The sequence below is a fragment of the Enterococcus hailinensis genome (assembly GCF_045862035.1).
GTDB lineage: Bacteria > Bacillota > Bacilli > Lactobacillales > Enterococcaceae > Enterococcus_A > Enterococcus_A hailinensis.
Map to the genome: position 1 here is coordinate 18612 of NZ_BAAFRV010000005.1, position 14080 is coordinate 32691.

The 14080-nt window shown below is 38.5% G+C and carries 17 protein-coding genes; all 17 read left to right on the forward strand.

What is annotated here, in order from left to right; translation table 11 throughout:
- Nucleotides 1–200 precede the first annotated feature (200 nt).
- The 17 genes from fabT to yqeH all read left to right on the forward strand — a co-directional run bounded on the left by fabT (nucleotide 201) and on the right by yqeH (nucleotide 13998).
- Nucleotides 201–641: a fatty acid biosynthesis transcriptional regulator FabT gene (gene fabT, locus ACKTSC_RS05205; RefSeq protein ID WP_332580380.1), complete on the forward strand. Its 441-nt coding sequence runs from the start codon at nucleotides 201–203 to the stop codon at nucleotides 639–641.
- Entirely contained in the window at nucleotides 638–1597 is a 960-nt protein-coding gene (locus ACKTSC_RS05210; RefSeq protein ID WP_407857115.1) for a beta-ketoacyl-ACP synthase III, read from the forward strand. The genes fabT and ACKTSC_RS05210 overlap by 4 nt, the downstream gene beginning before the upstream one ends.
- 53 nt (nucleotides 1598–1650) lie before the next feature.
- Nucleotides 1651–1878, forward strand: coding sequence for an acyl carrier protein (locus ACKTSC_RS05215; protein WP_332580379.1), 228 nt, complete (start codon nucleotides 1651–1653; stop codon nucleotides 1876–1878).
- 65 nt (nucleotides 1879–1943) lie between these two features.
- Nucleotides 1944–2882: an ACP S-malonyltransferase gene (gene fabD / locus ACKTSC_RS05220; RefSeq protein WP_332580378.1), complete on the forward strand. Its 939-nt coding sequence runs from the start codon at nucleotides 1944–1946 to the stop codon at nucleotides 2880–2882.
- A 9-nt stretch (nucleotides 2883–2891) separates the two neighbouring features.
- Nucleotides 2892–3623 carry a 3-oxoacyl-[acyl-carrier-protein] reductase gene (gene fabG, locus ACKTSC_RS05225; RefSeq protein WP_407857034.1) on the forward strand — a complete coding sequence of 244 codons (732 nt, stop codon included), beginning with the start codon at nucleotides 2892–2894 and terminating at the stop codon, nucleotides 3621–3623.
- 17 nt (nucleotides 3624–3640) lie between these two features.
- Nucleotides 3641–4867: a beta-ketoacyl-ACP synthase II gene (gene fabF / locus ACKTSC_RS05230; RefSeq protein WP_332580376.1), complete on the forward strand. Its 1227-nt coding sequence runs from the start codon at nucleotides 3641–3643 to the stop codon at nucleotides 4865–4867.
- A 2-nt stretch (nucleotides 4868–4869) separates the two neighbouring features.
- Nucleotides 4870–5340: an acetyl-CoA carboxylase biotin carboxyl carrier protein gene (gene accB, locus ACKTSC_RS05235; protein WP_407855947.1), complete on the forward strand. Its 471-nt coding sequence runs from the start codon at nucleotides 4870–4872 to the stop codon at nucleotides 5338–5340.
- A gap of 59 nt (nucleotides 5341–5399) precedes the next feature.
- The gene (gene fabZ, locus ACKTSC_RS05240; protein ID WP_010746010.1) at nucleotides 5400–5822 is read left to right on the forward strand and encodes a 3-hydroxyacyl-ACP dehydratase FabZ; all 423 of its coding nucleotides are present in this window, start codon (nucleotides 5400–5402) and stop codon (nucleotides 5820–5822) included.
- Between the two features lie 6 nt (nucleotides 5823–5828).
- A complete protein-coding gene (locus ACKTSC_RS05245) occupies nucleotides 5829–7193 on the forward strand; it encodes an acetyl-CoA carboxylase biotin carboxylase subunit (protein WP_407857035.1) in 1365 nt (454 codons plus the stop codon).
- An 11-nt stretch (nucleotides 7194–7204) separates the two neighbouring features.
- Nucleotides 7205–8068, forward strand: coding sequence for an acetyl-CoA carboxylase, carboxyltransferase subunit beta (gene accD, locus ACKTSC_RS05250; RefSeq protein ID WP_407857036.1), 864 nt, complete (start codon nucleotides 7205–7207; stop codon nucleotides 8066–8068).
- A gap of 1 nt (nucleotide 8069) precedes the next feature.
- Nucleotides 8070–8855, forward strand: a complete 786-nt coding sequence (locus ACKTSC_RS05255) for an acetyl-CoA carboxylase carboxyl transferase subunit alpha (RefSeq protein WP_332580372.1) — start codon at nucleotides 8070–8072, stop codon at nucleotides 8853–8855.
- Between the two features lie 132 nt (nucleotides 8856–8987).
- Nucleotides 8988–9794 (forward strand): transporter substrate-binding domain-containing protein, encoded by an 807-nt coding sequence (locus ACKTSC_RS05260; protein ID WP_407855951.1) that lies wholly within the window; start codon nucleotides 8988–8990, stop codon nucleotides 9792–9794.
- 153 nt (nucleotides 9795–9947) lie between these two features.
- Nucleotides 9948–10784, forward strand: a complete 837-nt coding sequence (locus ACKTSC_RS05265; protein ID WP_407857037.1) for a transporter substrate-binding domain-containing protein — start codon at nucleotides 9948–9950, stop codon at nucleotides 10782–10784.
- A gap of 12 nt (nucleotides 10785–10796) precedes the next feature.
- Nucleotides 10797–11486 (forward strand): amino acid ABC transporter permease, encoded by a 690-nt coding sequence (locus ACKTSC_RS05270; protein ID WP_332653382.1) that lies wholly within the window; start codon nucleotides 10797–10799, stop codon nucleotides 11484–11486.
- Between the two features lie 16 nt (nucleotides 11487–11502).
- Nucleotides 11503–12237: an amino acid ABC transporter ATP-binding protein gene (locus ACKTSC_RS05275; RefSeq protein WP_332580400.1), complete on the forward strand. Its 735-nt coding sequence runs from the start codon at nucleotides 11503–11505 to the stop codon at nucleotides 12235–12237.
- A 126-nt stretch (nucleotides 12238–12363) separates the two neighbouring features.
- Nucleotides 12364–12888, forward strand: a complete 525-nt coding sequence (locus ACKTSC_RS05280; RefSeq protein ID WP_332580368.1) for a YqeG family HAD IIIA-type phosphatase — start codon at nucleotides 12364–12366, stop codon at nucleotides 12886–12888.
- Nucleotides 12889–13998: a ribosome biogenesis GTPase YqeH gene (gene yqeH, locus ACKTSC_RS05285; RefSeq protein ID WP_332580367.1), complete on the forward strand. Its 1110-nt coding sequence runs from the start codon at nucleotides 12889–12891 to the stop codon at nucleotides 13996–13998.
- Nucleotides 13999–14080: the final 82 nt, after the last annotated feature.

Genomic DNA, 14080 nt, shown 5'->3' on the forward strand with positions numbered 1-14080 from the left:
AACTTTAAAAGTCGCTATCAGCGACTTTTTTTATGTAATTAATTTGATAGCCAAAGTAAATTTTTATAATCTAAATAATTCAAACAAGGTACTAATCATTAATTTTTAGTTAATTGAAAAAATGTTGTTGCATTCAGAAAAAAAATAAGATATAGTTTGAACATCAAATGATTTGATAATCAAACTAATTAGGTGAGGACATGGAAAGAAACTGGGAAGAATTAAATACCTATTTAGTTTCAATCTTCAATGATGTTTTATCGATTGAAGAAAACGAACTAAAGAAATCGCAATTCAGCGATTTAACGATCACAGAAATGCATACGATTGATGCGATCGGGATGTATAAGAAGAAAACGACGACTGAAGTGGCACGAGAACTACTTGTCACGGTCGGAACACTTACGACATCGATCAACCGATTAGTTAAAAAAGGTTATGTAGAGCGTATTCGCAGCGAAGATGATCGTCGCGTTGTAAAGCTAGGATTGACAAAACAGGGGCGTCTAGTATTTCGAATCCATCAGCACTTCCATCATGAAATGGTGAAAAGTGCCATCAAAGATTTGGATACGGCTGAACAAGAAGTTTTCTTGAAAGCATTAGTCAATCTTTATAATTATTTAGAGGAGATCAAATAATGAGTTTCGGAAAAATAACCGCAACTGCCCGCTATCTTCCAGAAAAAATCGTAACAAATGACGATCTGGCTCAATGGATGGAAACATCTGATGAGTGGATCCAGTCACGAACTGGGATTCGGCAGCGTCGCATAGCAGAAGCTGAAAATACTTCTGATATGTGTTTTAAAGTTGCGGAAAAATTGATGACTAAAAGCAAATTAGATCCAATTGATTTAGATTTTGTGATCGTGGCTACGATGTCTCCGGATTACACGTCTCCGTCAGTTGCTTGCCAAGTCCAAGGAATGATCGGGGCGAGTCGAGCAATGGCATTTGATATCACAGCGGCGTGTGCAGGTTTTGTTTACGCCTTAGCAACAGCTGAGAATTTTATTCGTAGCGGGATGAAACGTGGTCTTGTGATCGGTGGGGAAAAAACATCTAAGTTATTAGATTGGGATGATCGTTCTTCAGCAGTATTGTTTGGTGATGGTGCAGCAGGTGTCTTATTAGAAGCGAGTGAACAAGCATCTATTATGAAACAAATGTTGCGTGCAGATGGCGAAAGAGCAACTTCGTTAACTGCTGGTTATCGCCAAAATAAAAATCCATTTTGTGCCAACTCAGAAGTAAATCCGTCTTTATCAATGGATGGTCGAGGAATTTGGAACTTTGCCTTAAACGATGTAACAAAAAGTTTGAAAGAATTTATCGGTGATGAATCAGTAGACTATTATTTACTGCATCAAGCTAATAAACGAATCATTGAAAAAATTGCACGCAAGATGGATGAGCCGATTGAAAAGTTCCCAATGAATTTAATGAACTACGGCAATACATCCGCAGCAAGTATTCCAATTTTATTGGATGAATTGATTGAAGCGGGCATCTTATCTTTAAATGGAAAACAAAAAGTGGTATTGACAGGCTACGGCGGTGGATTAGCATGGGGAAACCTATTGATCCAGCTGTAAGTTTTGTTAAAAATATAAAAATTAAATTTTAAAATTATCGGAGGAAACAACTTATGACATTCGAAAAAATTCAAGACATTATCGTGGAAGAACTAGGAGTAGAGAAAGAAGAAGTAAAATTAGATACTAACATCCAAGAAGACTTAGAAGCAGATAGCTTGGATTTATTCCAAATCATCAACGAAATCGAAGATGAATTCGATGTGAAAATCGAAACAGAAGACGGTATCGCAACTGTTAAAGATTTAGTTGAATACGTTGAAAAACAACAAAACGCTTAATCAATAAAATTTTTAGGAAAAGGCTAGGCATCAGGCCTGGCCTTTCCTGTTATTAGGAGAAAATCATGAAAACAGCATTCTTGTTCAGTGGGCAGGGCGCTCAATATGTTGGAATGGGAAAAGAATTATTTCAACAAGAAAAAATTGTAAAAGAAACGTTTGAAGAAGCCAGTGATTTACTTGGATTTTCAATGGAAGAACTATGTTTTGAAGAAAATAACCAGTTGAATGAAACAAAATATACGCAGCCAGCTATTTTGACAGTTAGTACAGCGTTCTTAAGAATATTACAAGCTAAAGGATTTCAAGCAGATGCAGTCGCTGGTTTAAGTCTAGGGGAATATACAGCCTTAGTTGCATCTGGAGCATTGTCGTTTAGCGATGCTGTTCAACTAGTTCATCAACGTGGGCAATTTATGAGTGAAGCAGCGCCGACAGGCAGCGGTAAGATGGTTGCTGTATTGAATACTGATGCAGCTGTGATCGAAGAGTGCTGCAAGCAGGCTTCTGATCTAGGTATTGTATCACCAGCTAATTATAATACTCCACAACAGATCGTGATTGGCGGTGAAGTAGCCGCAGTCGAAAAAGCGGAAGAATTATTAAAGGCTGCTGGAACAAAACGAATGATTCCATTAAATGTCAGCGGGCCATTTCATACGGCTTTACTAGCACCAGCAAGTAAACGCTTGAATGAAGTATTAGCTACGATTACGTTTAAAGAAATGACTGTTCCAGTTATTTCAAATACGACGGCCACTGTCATGGAACAATCAGCTATCGTTTCCCTATTAACAAAACAAGTCATGTCACCGGTTCGTTTCAGCGATAGCATTGTGACGCTAAAAGAGTTAGGTGTTTCAAATTTTGTTGAAATCGGTCCAGGCAAAACATTGACTGGTTTTATCAAAAAAATCGATCGCGGATTAGCGACTAGTCGAGTAGAAGATAAACAAACATTGACTGAAACAATCAGCTTTTTAGAATCTGAGAATACTAAGTAGGAGGTCCGAATGGAATTAACAAATAAGACCGTTTTTATCACTGGAAGCAGCCGGGGAATTGGTTGGGGCATCGCACAAGCTTTTGCACAAGCTGGAGCAAATATCGTATTGAATGGACGAAAAGAAATTCCACAAGAAAAAATTGCAGAAATTGAGTCGTTTGGCGTAAAGTGCATCAGTATTTGCGGTGATATCAGTTCATTTGAGGATGCCGGAAAGATGATCAAAGAATGCGAGACAACCTTAGGGACAGTCGATATTTTGATCAATAATGCCGGTATTACGAATGATAAATTACTTTTACGAATGAAACCAGAAGAATTTGATGCCGTTTTAGATATCAATTTAAAAGGAACATTCAATATGACACAACAAGTATTGAAACAAATGATGAAGAAACGCGCGGGCGTAATCATCAATCTTTCTAGCGTTGTTGGCTTGATCGGTAACGTAGGTCAAAGTAATTATGCAGCCAGCAAAGCTGGTGTGATCGGATTTACAAAGGCAGTAGCTAGAGAAGTTGCTCCTCGCGGGATCACTTGTAATGCCTTAGCACCAGGATTTATCAAAACAGATATGACCAATGAATTAAATGATAAAGTTAAAGAACAGATGGAAGGACAAATTCCGCTTAAAAGTTTTGGTCGTGTTGAAGATGTAGCAAACGCCGCATTGTTCCTAGCTCAAAACAATTACATTACAGGACAAGTATTAAATGTTGATGGCGGAATGGTCATGTAAAGAAAGGAAGTAAAAAAATGAATCGTGTCGTAATTACAGGATTTGGTGTTGCATCACCAATTGGTAATGATGAAGAAACATTTTTAAACAACTTAAAAGAAGGAAATCATGGTTTAGGTCCAATCACACGGTTTGATGCGAGTGAAACAGGCATCAGTGTCGTTGGGGAAATAACAGATTTTCCATTAGAAAAATATTTCGTAAAAAAAGATACCAAAAGAATGGAAACTTATTCTTTATATGCGATCTACTCAGCGTTAGAAGCGTTAGAAATGAGCGGTATCAATACAGAAGAAGAAGACATGGAACGTTTTGGTGTAATGATTGGATCAGGCGTTGGTGGTCTAGGAACAATCCAAGATCAAGTGATCAAAATGGACAAAAAAGGCCCGGCTCGAGTATCGCCAATGTTCGTGCCATTAGCAATCGTGAATATGGCAGCCGGGAATGTTGCTTTAAGAATCGGCGCGAAAGGTATTTGTACTAGTACTGTTACCGCATGTGCCAGTGGTACACATTCAATCGGCGAAGCTTTCCGAAATATCAAGCATGGGTATTCTGATGTGATTATTGCAGGTGGGGCTGAATCTTGTATCAATAAGATTGGGATTTCAGGCTTTGCGGCATTAACAGCTTTAAGTACTTCTGAAGATCCGGCTCGTGCTTCTATTCCTTTTGATAAAGAGCGTAATGGATTCGTAATGGGTGAAGGTGCCGGTGTCTTAGTTCTTGAATCGTTAGAACATGCTCAAAAACGCGGCGCAACTATTTTAGGTGAAGTCGTCGGTTACGGCGCTACTTGCGATGCTTACCATATGACATCACCATCACCAGATGGCGAAGGTGCTGCTCGTGCCATCAAAGAAGCTGTCAAAGAAGCTGGGATTGATCCTGCTGAAGTTAATTATGTAAATGCTCACGGAACAAGTACCCAAGCAAATGACAAAGCAGAAAGTAAAGCTATCAAAGCAGCCTTAACTGACAATGCTTATGTCAGCAGCACAAAATCATTAACCGGACATTTATTAGGTGGTGCTGGTGGGGTCGAAGCAGTTGCCTCTTTAATGGCGTTGCAACACCAATTTATTCCACCAACTGCAAATGTCAAAGAAGTAGATCCTGAAATCGAAGCAAATGTTGTTGTGAACGAAGCAAAAGAAACTCAAGTGAATTACGCCGTAAGTAACTCTCTAGGTTTTGGCGGACACAATGCAGTGATCTGCTTGAAACGCTGGGAGGCATAATAATGGAAATCAACGAAGTTAAAGAACTATTGAATCAATTCAATGATTCAAGCCTTACAGAATTCGATTTACGTGAAGGCAGTTTTGAATTATATATGAATAAAAATCAAACGAGTCGCCAAGCAACACCAGTTCAAACAGAAACGATTGGTGAATCAGTGTCAGTACCTCCCGTGTCGACAACAGTGGCACCGAGTGCTGTCGCAGAATCAGCTTCAGTTGCTGAACCTGTTGTAGAGGGCCAAGTAATCACATCTCCAATCGTTGGGATCGTTTATTTGCAACCTTCACCAGAACAATCAGCGTTTAAAGCGGTTGGAGAAATGGTCAAAAAAGGTGATACAGTCTGCATCATTGAAGCAATGAAATTGCTGAATGAAATCACAAGTGATTTTGAAGGAACGGTCACTGAAATCCTAGTAGAAAATGAAGATGTTGTTGAATTTGGTCAACCACTCTTCCGAATTAGTTGAGTAACTACAGCAATTAGGATTGTTTGAACAAAATTTTTTCATACACAAGGAGCGTAAATATGTTAACGATTGAAGAAATCAAAGAAATCATTCCCCACCGTTACCCAATGCTATTGATTGACCGTGTGGAAGAGTTAGAACCAGGTAAATCGATCAAAGCGAAGAAAAATGTTTCAGTTAACGAACCATTTTTCCAAGGACATTTCCCACACGAACCAGTAATGCCGGGTGTTTTAATCGTTGAGGCAATGGCTCAAGCTGGTGCAGTTGCACTATTATCAATGGATGAATTCAAAGGAAAAACAGCCTACTTTGGTGGAATTGACAAAGCAAAATTCCGCAAAAAAGTAGTACCTGGCGATACATTAGTTTTAGAAGTAGAATTAACAAAAGTTCGTTCTTCAGCTGGTTGCGGAAAAGGCATCGCTTATGTCGATGGTAAAAAAGTTGCCGAAGCAGAACTAACTTTTATGATTGGATAGATGTCTATGTTCTCAAAAATATTGATCGCCAACCGTGGCGAAATCGCTGTTCGAATCATTCGTGCTTGTCGTGAATTAGGAATTTTGACAGTTGCCGTCTATTCGGAAGCGGATAAAGAAGCGTTACACACAGAAATGGCGGATGAAGCGATCTGTATCGGACCCGCTCGTTCGACAGATTCTTATTTAAATATGCAGGCTATCTTAAGCGCAGCGATCGTAACAAATGCAGAAGCTATTCATCCTGGATTTGGCTTTCTATCAGAAAATAGTTTGTTTGCGACGATGTGTGCGGAATGTAATATTAAATTTATTGGTCCTAGTGAAGAGACCATCGATGCGATGGGAAATAAAATTCATGCGCGCCAATTGATGCAAAAAGCTGGTGTACCTGTGATTCCTGGTAGTGATGGAGCGATTGATACATTAGCTGAAGCAGAAGCTTTAGCAGATGAAATTGGTTACCCTGTCATGCTAAAAGCAGCGGCAGGCGGTGGCGGAAAAGGGATTCGAAAAGTTCCTAATAAAGATGAATTAGAAAAGAATTTTTTATCTGCTAAGTCAGAAGCTAAAGCAGCTTTTGGTGACGATGCAATGTATTTAGAAAAAATTATTTACCCAGCACGTCATATCGAAGTCCAAATTTTAGGAGATCAGCATGGAAACGTGATCCATTTAGGCGAACGTGACTGTTCTTTACAACGAAACAATCAAAAAGTATTAGAAGAATCACCTTCTGTTGTGATCGATGATGAAACACGGAATATGTTAGGGGATATCGCGGTCAAAGCAGGAAAAGCTGTGAATTATGAAAGTGCCGGTACGATCGAATTTTTACGTGATGAGGCGGGAAATTTTTATTTCATGGAGATGAATACCCGAATTCAAGTCGAACATCCAATTACGGAAATGGTAACAGGAATCGATATTGTAAAAAAACAAATCAATATTGCCGCAGGTGAGCCGTTAGGATTAAAACAATCTGACGTGACTTTCCAAGGTCATTCAATCGAATGTCGAATCAATGCTGAAAATCCAGCATTCAACTTTGCTCCGTCTCCTGGTAAAATTAAGACCCTCCTTTTACCTAGCGGTGGCTTAGGCTTACGAGTGGATAGTGCGATGTACAGTGGGGTAACGATTCCGCCATTTTATGATTCAATGATCGCTAAAATTATCGTTCATGGAGATGATCGTTTGGATGCCTTGATGAAGATGCAACGAGCGCTAAGTGAATTCGTTTCAGAAGGCGTGATCACAAATGTTGATTTTCAAATGGATTTGATCAGTCATCCAAATGTTTTAGCAGGAGATTACGATACAAGTTTCTTACAAACAACATTTTTACCAGAGTGGCAACAAAGCGAGTAGGAGGAATATAGGTGGGACTTTTTAACAAGAAAAAAAACTACATTCGGATCAATCCTAACCGTGATAACATGCCAACAACGAAGCCGACTGTGCCTGATGACATGTGGGCGAAGTGCCCGAATTGTAAACGAACACTCTACAAAAAAGAAATGGGTGCAGAAAAAGTCTGCCCTCATTGCGGATACAGTTTTCGGATCAGTGCTTGGGAACGCTTGGCACTAACAATAGATGAAAAAAGTTTTGTTGATTGGGATAATGATTTAGAGGAAAAAAATCCAATCAATTTCCCCGATTATCTAGCAAAAATAGATACGATGCGTGAGAAGACAGGATTAGATGAAGCCGTTATTACTGGTTTGGCTACGATTGCTGATCAGCCAATCGCGATTGGTGTCATGGATGCCAACTTTATCATGGGGAGTATGGGGACTGTTGTCGGGGAGAAAATTACTCGGCTTTTTGAAAAAGCAACGCAACAGCAGCTACCAGTGGTATTGTTTACTGCTTCTGGCGGAGCTAGAATGCAAGAAGGGATTTTTTCTTTGATGCAAATGGCAAAAATTTCTGCTGCGGTCAAACGTCACAGTAACGCCGGATTACTTTACATCACTGTCTTAACTGATCCAACAACTGGCGGTGTCACAGCTAGTTTTGCGATGGAAGGCGACATTATTTTAGCTGAACCGCAAACATTAGTCGGTTTTGCTGGCCGTCGTGTGATCGAACAAACGATCCGCCAACAATTGCCGGAAGATTTCCAAAAAGCAGAGTTTCTTTTGCAACATGGGTTTATTGATCAAATTATCCCACGTTTAGAACTCAAAGGTCAGTTAGCACAAATATTGGATCTTCACCAACAGAAAGGCTGGTGTTAATATGAGTCTGACTGCCGGAGAAATCGTTAAATTAGCAAGACATCAAGATCGTTTAACTAGTCTGGATTATTTTAAAAAAGTCTTTACTGATTTCCAAGAGTTCCACGGAGATCGTTTATTCGGTGATGACCCTGCTATTGTAGGCGGAATCGCTAAACTCACTGGAAAGCCAGTGACTGTGATCGGAATCCAAAAAGGAAACGATTTAAAAGAAAATATGGCTCGTAATTTTGGTCAACCCAATCCTGAGGGTTATCGCAAAGCTTTACGCTTGATGAAGCAAGCGGAAAAATTCAAGCGTCCAGTGATTTGTTTTGTTAATACGCCGGGTGCTTTTTGTGGGGTTGAAGCAGAAGAACGTGGCGAAGGTGAAGCCATCGCTCAAAATTTGATGGAGATGGCCGATTTAAAAGTACCGATCATCTCGATTGTAACCGGTGAAGGTGGAAGTGGCGGTGCATTAGCGCTAGCATTAGCTGATGAAGTTTGGATGATGGAATACAGTATCTATGCGATTTTATCTCCTGAAGGTTTTGCTTCGATTCTTTGGAAAGATGGAAAACGGGCGGATGAAGCTGCTGAGCTGATGAAAATAACTGCTGCTGAGCTTTTAGATCTTGATGTCATCGATCGTGTAATTCCTGAAACGCTCAAAGGTAAAAAATTAAGTGAAGAAAAAATTATTCGCATGATGCAAAAATCATTAGTTGAAAAACTGAATGAATTAACCAACTATTCAACAGAAGAATTATTAGAGAAACGGTATCAACGATTCCGAAAATTCTAATTAAAAAAAAGACAGCGAAAGCTGTCTTTTTTTATGCATTTAATTAAGTTCATAATAAATAAATATTCATAAAAAGCTATATTTTATGAAATAATATGCTATACTGTAAAAAATGGTTTTGGGGGTATCTATATGAAAAAAGGAATAAAAATGATTTTAGCGGGATTAGTATTGTTATCACTCAGTGCATGTGGAACGAAAGAGACAACAGATAAGTTAGATACGATCAAGAAGGAAAAAGTAATTAAAGTAGCAACTTCACCAGATTACGCACCCTTTGGATTTCATACCAAAATTAACGGGAAAGATAAGATTGTTGGTGCTGATATTGAAATGATGGAAGCTATCGCCAAAAAAATGGGCGTAAAAATTGATTGGATCGATATGAGTTTTAATGCAGTTTTGGCAGCAACCAAAGAGGGGAAAGCAGATGTAGCTGTATCAGCCATTTCTGTTACAAGCGAACGTGAAAAAAGTTTTGATTTTACGACTGACTATTATACGTCTCCGCAAGTGATCGTGATCAATAAAAAGCATGCCGCTGAATTTACTTCACTAGATACTTTTAAAGATAAACAAATTGGTGCTCAAAAAGGAACGATCCAAGAAAACATCGTAAAAGAGCAATTAACGAATGCTAAGCTTGTTTCAATTGAAAAGTTGCCGAATATTTTTGTAGAAGTCAAAAATGATACGTTAGATGGATTGGTTGTCGAAAAAACAGTCGCAGATGCTTATGTAGATAAAAATCCTGATTTAATGATCGCAGATGTTCCATTAAAAAGTATGAAAGAGGATGCTTTGTGTATTGCCGTACCAAAAGGAAATGAAAAGTTAGTGGAAGAATTGAATAAATATATTAAGGAAATGAAACAAGAAGGCACCATCAACAAATTAGTTGCAAAAAATAATCAAATAGCACTCTCTAGTAGTAATTGATTGTTTTATGCAGTTTTAAATCGAATATATACAGTTAATTACCTTCTATTCAATAAAAATTTAATATTTATACATTAAATACTTGTTTTATAAAAAGTTCGTGCTATAATAAATTCATTGAAACAAGTAGTTTAATTTTTAGGGGGAAATAGGATGAAAAAGATTACCGGCTTAGTAATAACTCTAGCAGCATTATTTACCTTAGCAGCATGTGGCGGAAGCAGCAGCAGTACGGATGCGTCATCAAGCGCTAAGACAGAAAATCAATTAGCAGCTATCAAGAAATCAGGTGTATTAAAAGTAGCGACTTCAGCTGACTATGCACCATTTGAATTCCACACAATGGTTGATGGAAAAGATAAAATCGTCGGAGCTGACATTGATCTAGTCAATGAAATCGCCAAAGAATTAGGTGTGAAAGCAGAAGTTTCTGATATGAGCTTTAACACAGTCTTAGCATCATTGAATCAAGGGAAATCAGATATCGCGATCTCAGCGATTTCAGCAACTAAAGAACGTAAAGAACAATTTGACTTTACGGATAACTATTACAATCCACCACAAGTAGTGATCATCAACAAAAAGAATAAAGACAAATTTACTAGTTTAGATTCATTGAAAGATCAACAAGTCGGTGCTCAAAAAGGTTCGATCCAAGAAGATATTGTAAAAACACAAATCAAAGACGCTAAATTAGTCTCAATCGAAAAAGTACCGAATATGGTCGTAGAAGTAAATAGCGGATCATTGGATGCAATGGTTGTTGAAAAAACAATTGCTGAATCTTATGTTCAACAAAACCCAGATCTAATGGTAGCAGATATTGATTTAGAACCATCTTCTGATGAAGCCTTTGCGATTGCTTTACCAAAAGGCAGTGAAGAATTACAAACGGAATTAAATAAAATCATCAAAAAATTGAATGACGAAGGCAAAATTGATGAATATGTCAAAACAAACCATGAATTAGCCGAAAAATCAGCAGAATAGAGGGACCATGCATTGAATTTTTCATTTTTAGATAAATACCTGTCTTATTTTGTATCTGGGACTGGGATCACAATCATGATCTCGCTAGTTACTGTCTGCTTAGGAACGTTCATCGGATTAGTAATGGCGTTATTGAAGCTTTCTAAACACAAACCATTGAATTGGTTAGCCAACGTTTACATCGAAATCCTTCGCGGTACGCCGATGTTGTTACAAATTATGATCGGATTTTTACTCTTACAAGGATTTTTCCCTTCAAAAGATATCAGTGTCGGCGTATTGACCGTCGACTTGGGACGTCTTTTTCCTGGGATGATCGTCTTGTCACTAAATTCAGGTGCTTACGTTGCTGAGATTATTCGTGGCGGTATCACAGCGATCAATTATGGACAAACGGAAGCCGCCCATTCATTAGGCTTACGACCAGCACAAACGATGCGCTATGTGATCTTGCCGCAAGCACTAAGAAACATTTTGCCTCCATTGGGGAATGAATTTATTACATTGATCAAAGATTCCTCTTTATTGACAGCAATCGGGATCAATGAGTTAATGGGTTCAGCTCAAATCGTTATTTCAAATTCATATATTCCATTAGAGCCTTACTTTGTAGCCGCAATCTTGTATTTCATAATGACTTTTGCGACTTCACGTTTGTTGAATCTATGGGAGAAAAAACTTGGAAAAGGATATCAACGATAAGATAGAGGTGGAAATGATGACAGAAGCATTGATTCAAATCGAACATTTAAATAAAAAATTTGGTGACAATGAAGTGTTGAAAGATATTTCTGCTGAAATCACTTCCGGGGAAGTAGTCGTAATCATCGGACCATCTGGTTCTGGTAAAAGTACTTTCTTGCGGTGCGTGAATTTATTAGAAGTACCGACTTCTGGTTCAATCAAATTCGAAGGTACAGATATTACTAATAAAAAGAATGATATTTTTAAAACACGTGAAAAAATGGGAATGGTTTTTCAACAATTCAACTTATTCCCTAATATGACGGTGTTGGATAACATTACATTGTCACCAATCAAAGTTAAAGGTCTATCAAAAAAAGAAGCTGAAGTGATTGCGAAAGAATTATTAGAAAAAGTCGGCTTATCAGAAAAAGCGGATGCCTATCCGCAATCATTATCCGGCGGTCAGCAACAACGGATCGCGATTGCGCGTGCGTTAGCGATGCAACCGGATGTGATGTTGTTTGATGAACCAACATCTGCTTTAGATCCAGAAATGGTCGGCGATGTTTTAGCGGTCATGCAACAATTGGCTAAAGAAGGAATGACGATGATGATCGTTACCCATGAAATGGGCTTTGCCAAAGAAGTCGGCGATCGCGTGATCTTTATGGATGGCGGCGTAATCGTTGAAGAAGGAACTCCTGAGGAAGTCTTCGATCAAACAAAAAATGCTCGGACGATCGATTTTCTATCGAAGGTATTGTAGAAATAGTAGACTAGGCTGAAAAAGCCTAGTCTTTTTTTTAAACCTTTGGAGTGAAATGTAGAGTTTTCAGAAAAATTGCGTTATAATCAGGTTTTGTAGAAGTATAAAAAAATTTTAGGAGCTGCCATGTTAGACAAATACAAACCAACGTGGATGGTCGAGGCCATTTATCAAATAACCCCTGAACAATTAAAAGCGCATGGATTAAAAGCGGTTCTGACTGATCTGGATAATACTTTGATTGCCTGGGATAATCCTAATGGCACCAAAGAATTGATCGATTGGTTAAAAATGATGGATAAAGCTGGAATCCCAGTTGTCGTCGTATCGAATAATAAGGCGAGTCGTGTCGCAAAAGCGATTGAAAGTTTTGAGCTCGATTTTGTGTCGCGTGCTATGAAGCCTTTTTCTGTTGGTATAAAAAGTGCTCAGCAAAAATTGGGCCTATCAAAAAATGAAATCGTAATGATTGGCGATCAAATCATGACAGATGTTCGCGGAGCCAATGCCGCTGGGATCCGAAGTATTTTGGTTCGACCAATCGTGGATACAGACGGTTGGAATACTCGGATCAATCGTTTCTTTGAACGTCGTATCATGCGGACACTGCTGCGTAAAGATTCTGAAATGAAATGGAAGAGTGGATTATAAATGGAAGAAGAATTATTTTGTATTGGTTGTGGTGCGAAGATCCAAACAGAGCAACCTAAAGAATTGGGTTATACTCCACAATCAGCTTTAGAAAAAGGACTAGAAAATGGAGAAGTTTATTGCCAACGTTGTTTCCGTTTACGCCATTACAATGAAATCCAAGATGTTTCCTTAACAGATGATGACTTTTTACGTTTGTTAAATGAATTAGGCAAAGCGGATGCGTTGATTGTGAATGTTGTTGACATCTTTGATTTCAACGGCTCATTGATTCCAGGATTGCATCGTTTTGTTGGTGATAATCCGGTATTATTAGTTGGAAATAAAGTGGATTTATTGCCTAAATCATTAAAACGTGGTCGATTGACACAATGGATGCGTGAACGCGCCCATGAAGAAGGTTTGCGACCAGTGGATATTTTATTGACCAGTGCTCGTAAGTCGAATGAAATGACTGATCTATTAGCTAAAATCGAAGAATACCGCGATGGACGTGATGTCTATGTCGTTGGCGTGACGAATGTAGGTAAATCAACGCTGATCAATCAAATCATCAAACAAACTGCCGGAGTGCAAGATTTGATCACGACTTCGCAGTTTCCAGGAACAACACTAGATAAAATCGAGATCCCATTAGATGATGGACATTATTTGTTTGATACTCCAGGGATTATTCATCGTCATCAAATGGCCCACTATCTTGGAAAAAAAGATTTGAAAATTATTGCCCCACATAAAGAAATCAAACCGAAAGTCTATCAATTGAATGCTGGTCAGACTCTGTTCTTAGGTGGGTTGGCGCGTTTTGATTTCATCCAAGGCGATCGTGCTTCTTTTGTTGCGTATGTCTCAAATGATATCGAGCCCCATCGGACAAAATTAGAAAAAGCGGATGCTTTTTATGACAAACATAAAGGTGGACTATTGCAACCACCACGTCCAGATGAAGTAGCAGAGTTTCCTGAATTGGTTCGTTTTGAATATTCAATCAAAGAAAAAACCGACATTGTTTTTGCTGGTCTTGGTTGGGTAACTGTTTCAACGCCAGCGGTTGTAGCTGGCTGGGCACCAAAAGGCGTCGATGTTTTAACGCGTAAAGCATTGATCTAAAAAAGATAAAATTGATGATAGTTGAATATATTATAGAAAAATTTGACTATCTATTGGTTGATGAGATGGCTGTTTAAGCAGG

Coding starts and splice junctions, on each gene's coding strand:
- fabT (WP_332580380.1), top strand. CDS start 201: ATGGAAAGAAACTGGGAAGAATTAAATACCTATTTAGTTTCAATCTTC.
- ACKTSC_RS05215 (WP_332580379.1), top strand. CDS start 1,651: ATGACATTCGAAAAAATTCAAGACATTATCGTGGAAGAACTAGGAGTA.
- fabD (WP_332580378.1), top strand. CDS start 1,944: ATGAAAACAGCATTCTTGTTCAGTGGGCAGGGCGCTCAATATGTTGGA.
- fabG (WP_407857034.1), top strand. CDS start 2,892: ATGGAATTAACAAATAAGACCGTTTTTATCACTGGAAGCAGCCGGGGA.
- fabF (WP_332580376.1), top strand. CDS start 3,641: ATGAATCGTGTCGTAATTACAGGATTTGGTGTTGCATCACCAATTGGT.
- accB (WP_407855947.1), top strand. CDS start 4,870: ATGGAAATCAACGAAGTTAAAGAACTATTGAATCAATTCAATGATTCA.
- fabZ (WP_010746010.1), top strand. CDS start 5,400: ATGTTAACGATTGAAGAAATCAAAGAAATCATTCCCCACCGTTACCCA.
- ACKTSC_RS05245 (WP_407857035.1), top strand. CDS start 5,829: ATGTTCTCAAAAATATTGATCGCCAACCGTGGCGAAATCGCTGTTCGA.
- ACKTSC_RS05255 (WP_332580372.1), top strand. CDS start 8,070: ATGAGTCTGACTGCCGGAGAAATCGTTAAATTAGCAAGACATCAAGAT.
- ACKTSC_RS05260 (WP_407855951.1), top strand. CDS start 8,988: ATGAAAAAAGGAATAAAAATGATTTTAGCGGGATTAGTATTGTTATCA.
- ACKTSC_RS05265 (WP_407857037.1), top strand. CDS start 9,948: ATGAAAAAGATTACCGGCTTAGTAATAACTCTAGCAGCATTATTTACC.
- ACKTSC_RS05275 (WP_332580400.1), top strand. CDS start 11,503: ATGACAGAAGCATTGATTCAAATCGAACATTTAAATAAAAAATTTGGT.
- ACKTSC_RS05280 (WP_332580368.1), top strand. CDS start 12,364: ATGTTAGACAAATACAAACCAACGTGGATGGTCGAGGCCATTTATCAA.
- yqeH (WP_332580367.1), top strand. CDS start 12,889: ATGGAAGAAGAATTATTTTGTATTGGTTGTGGTGCGAAGATCCAAACA.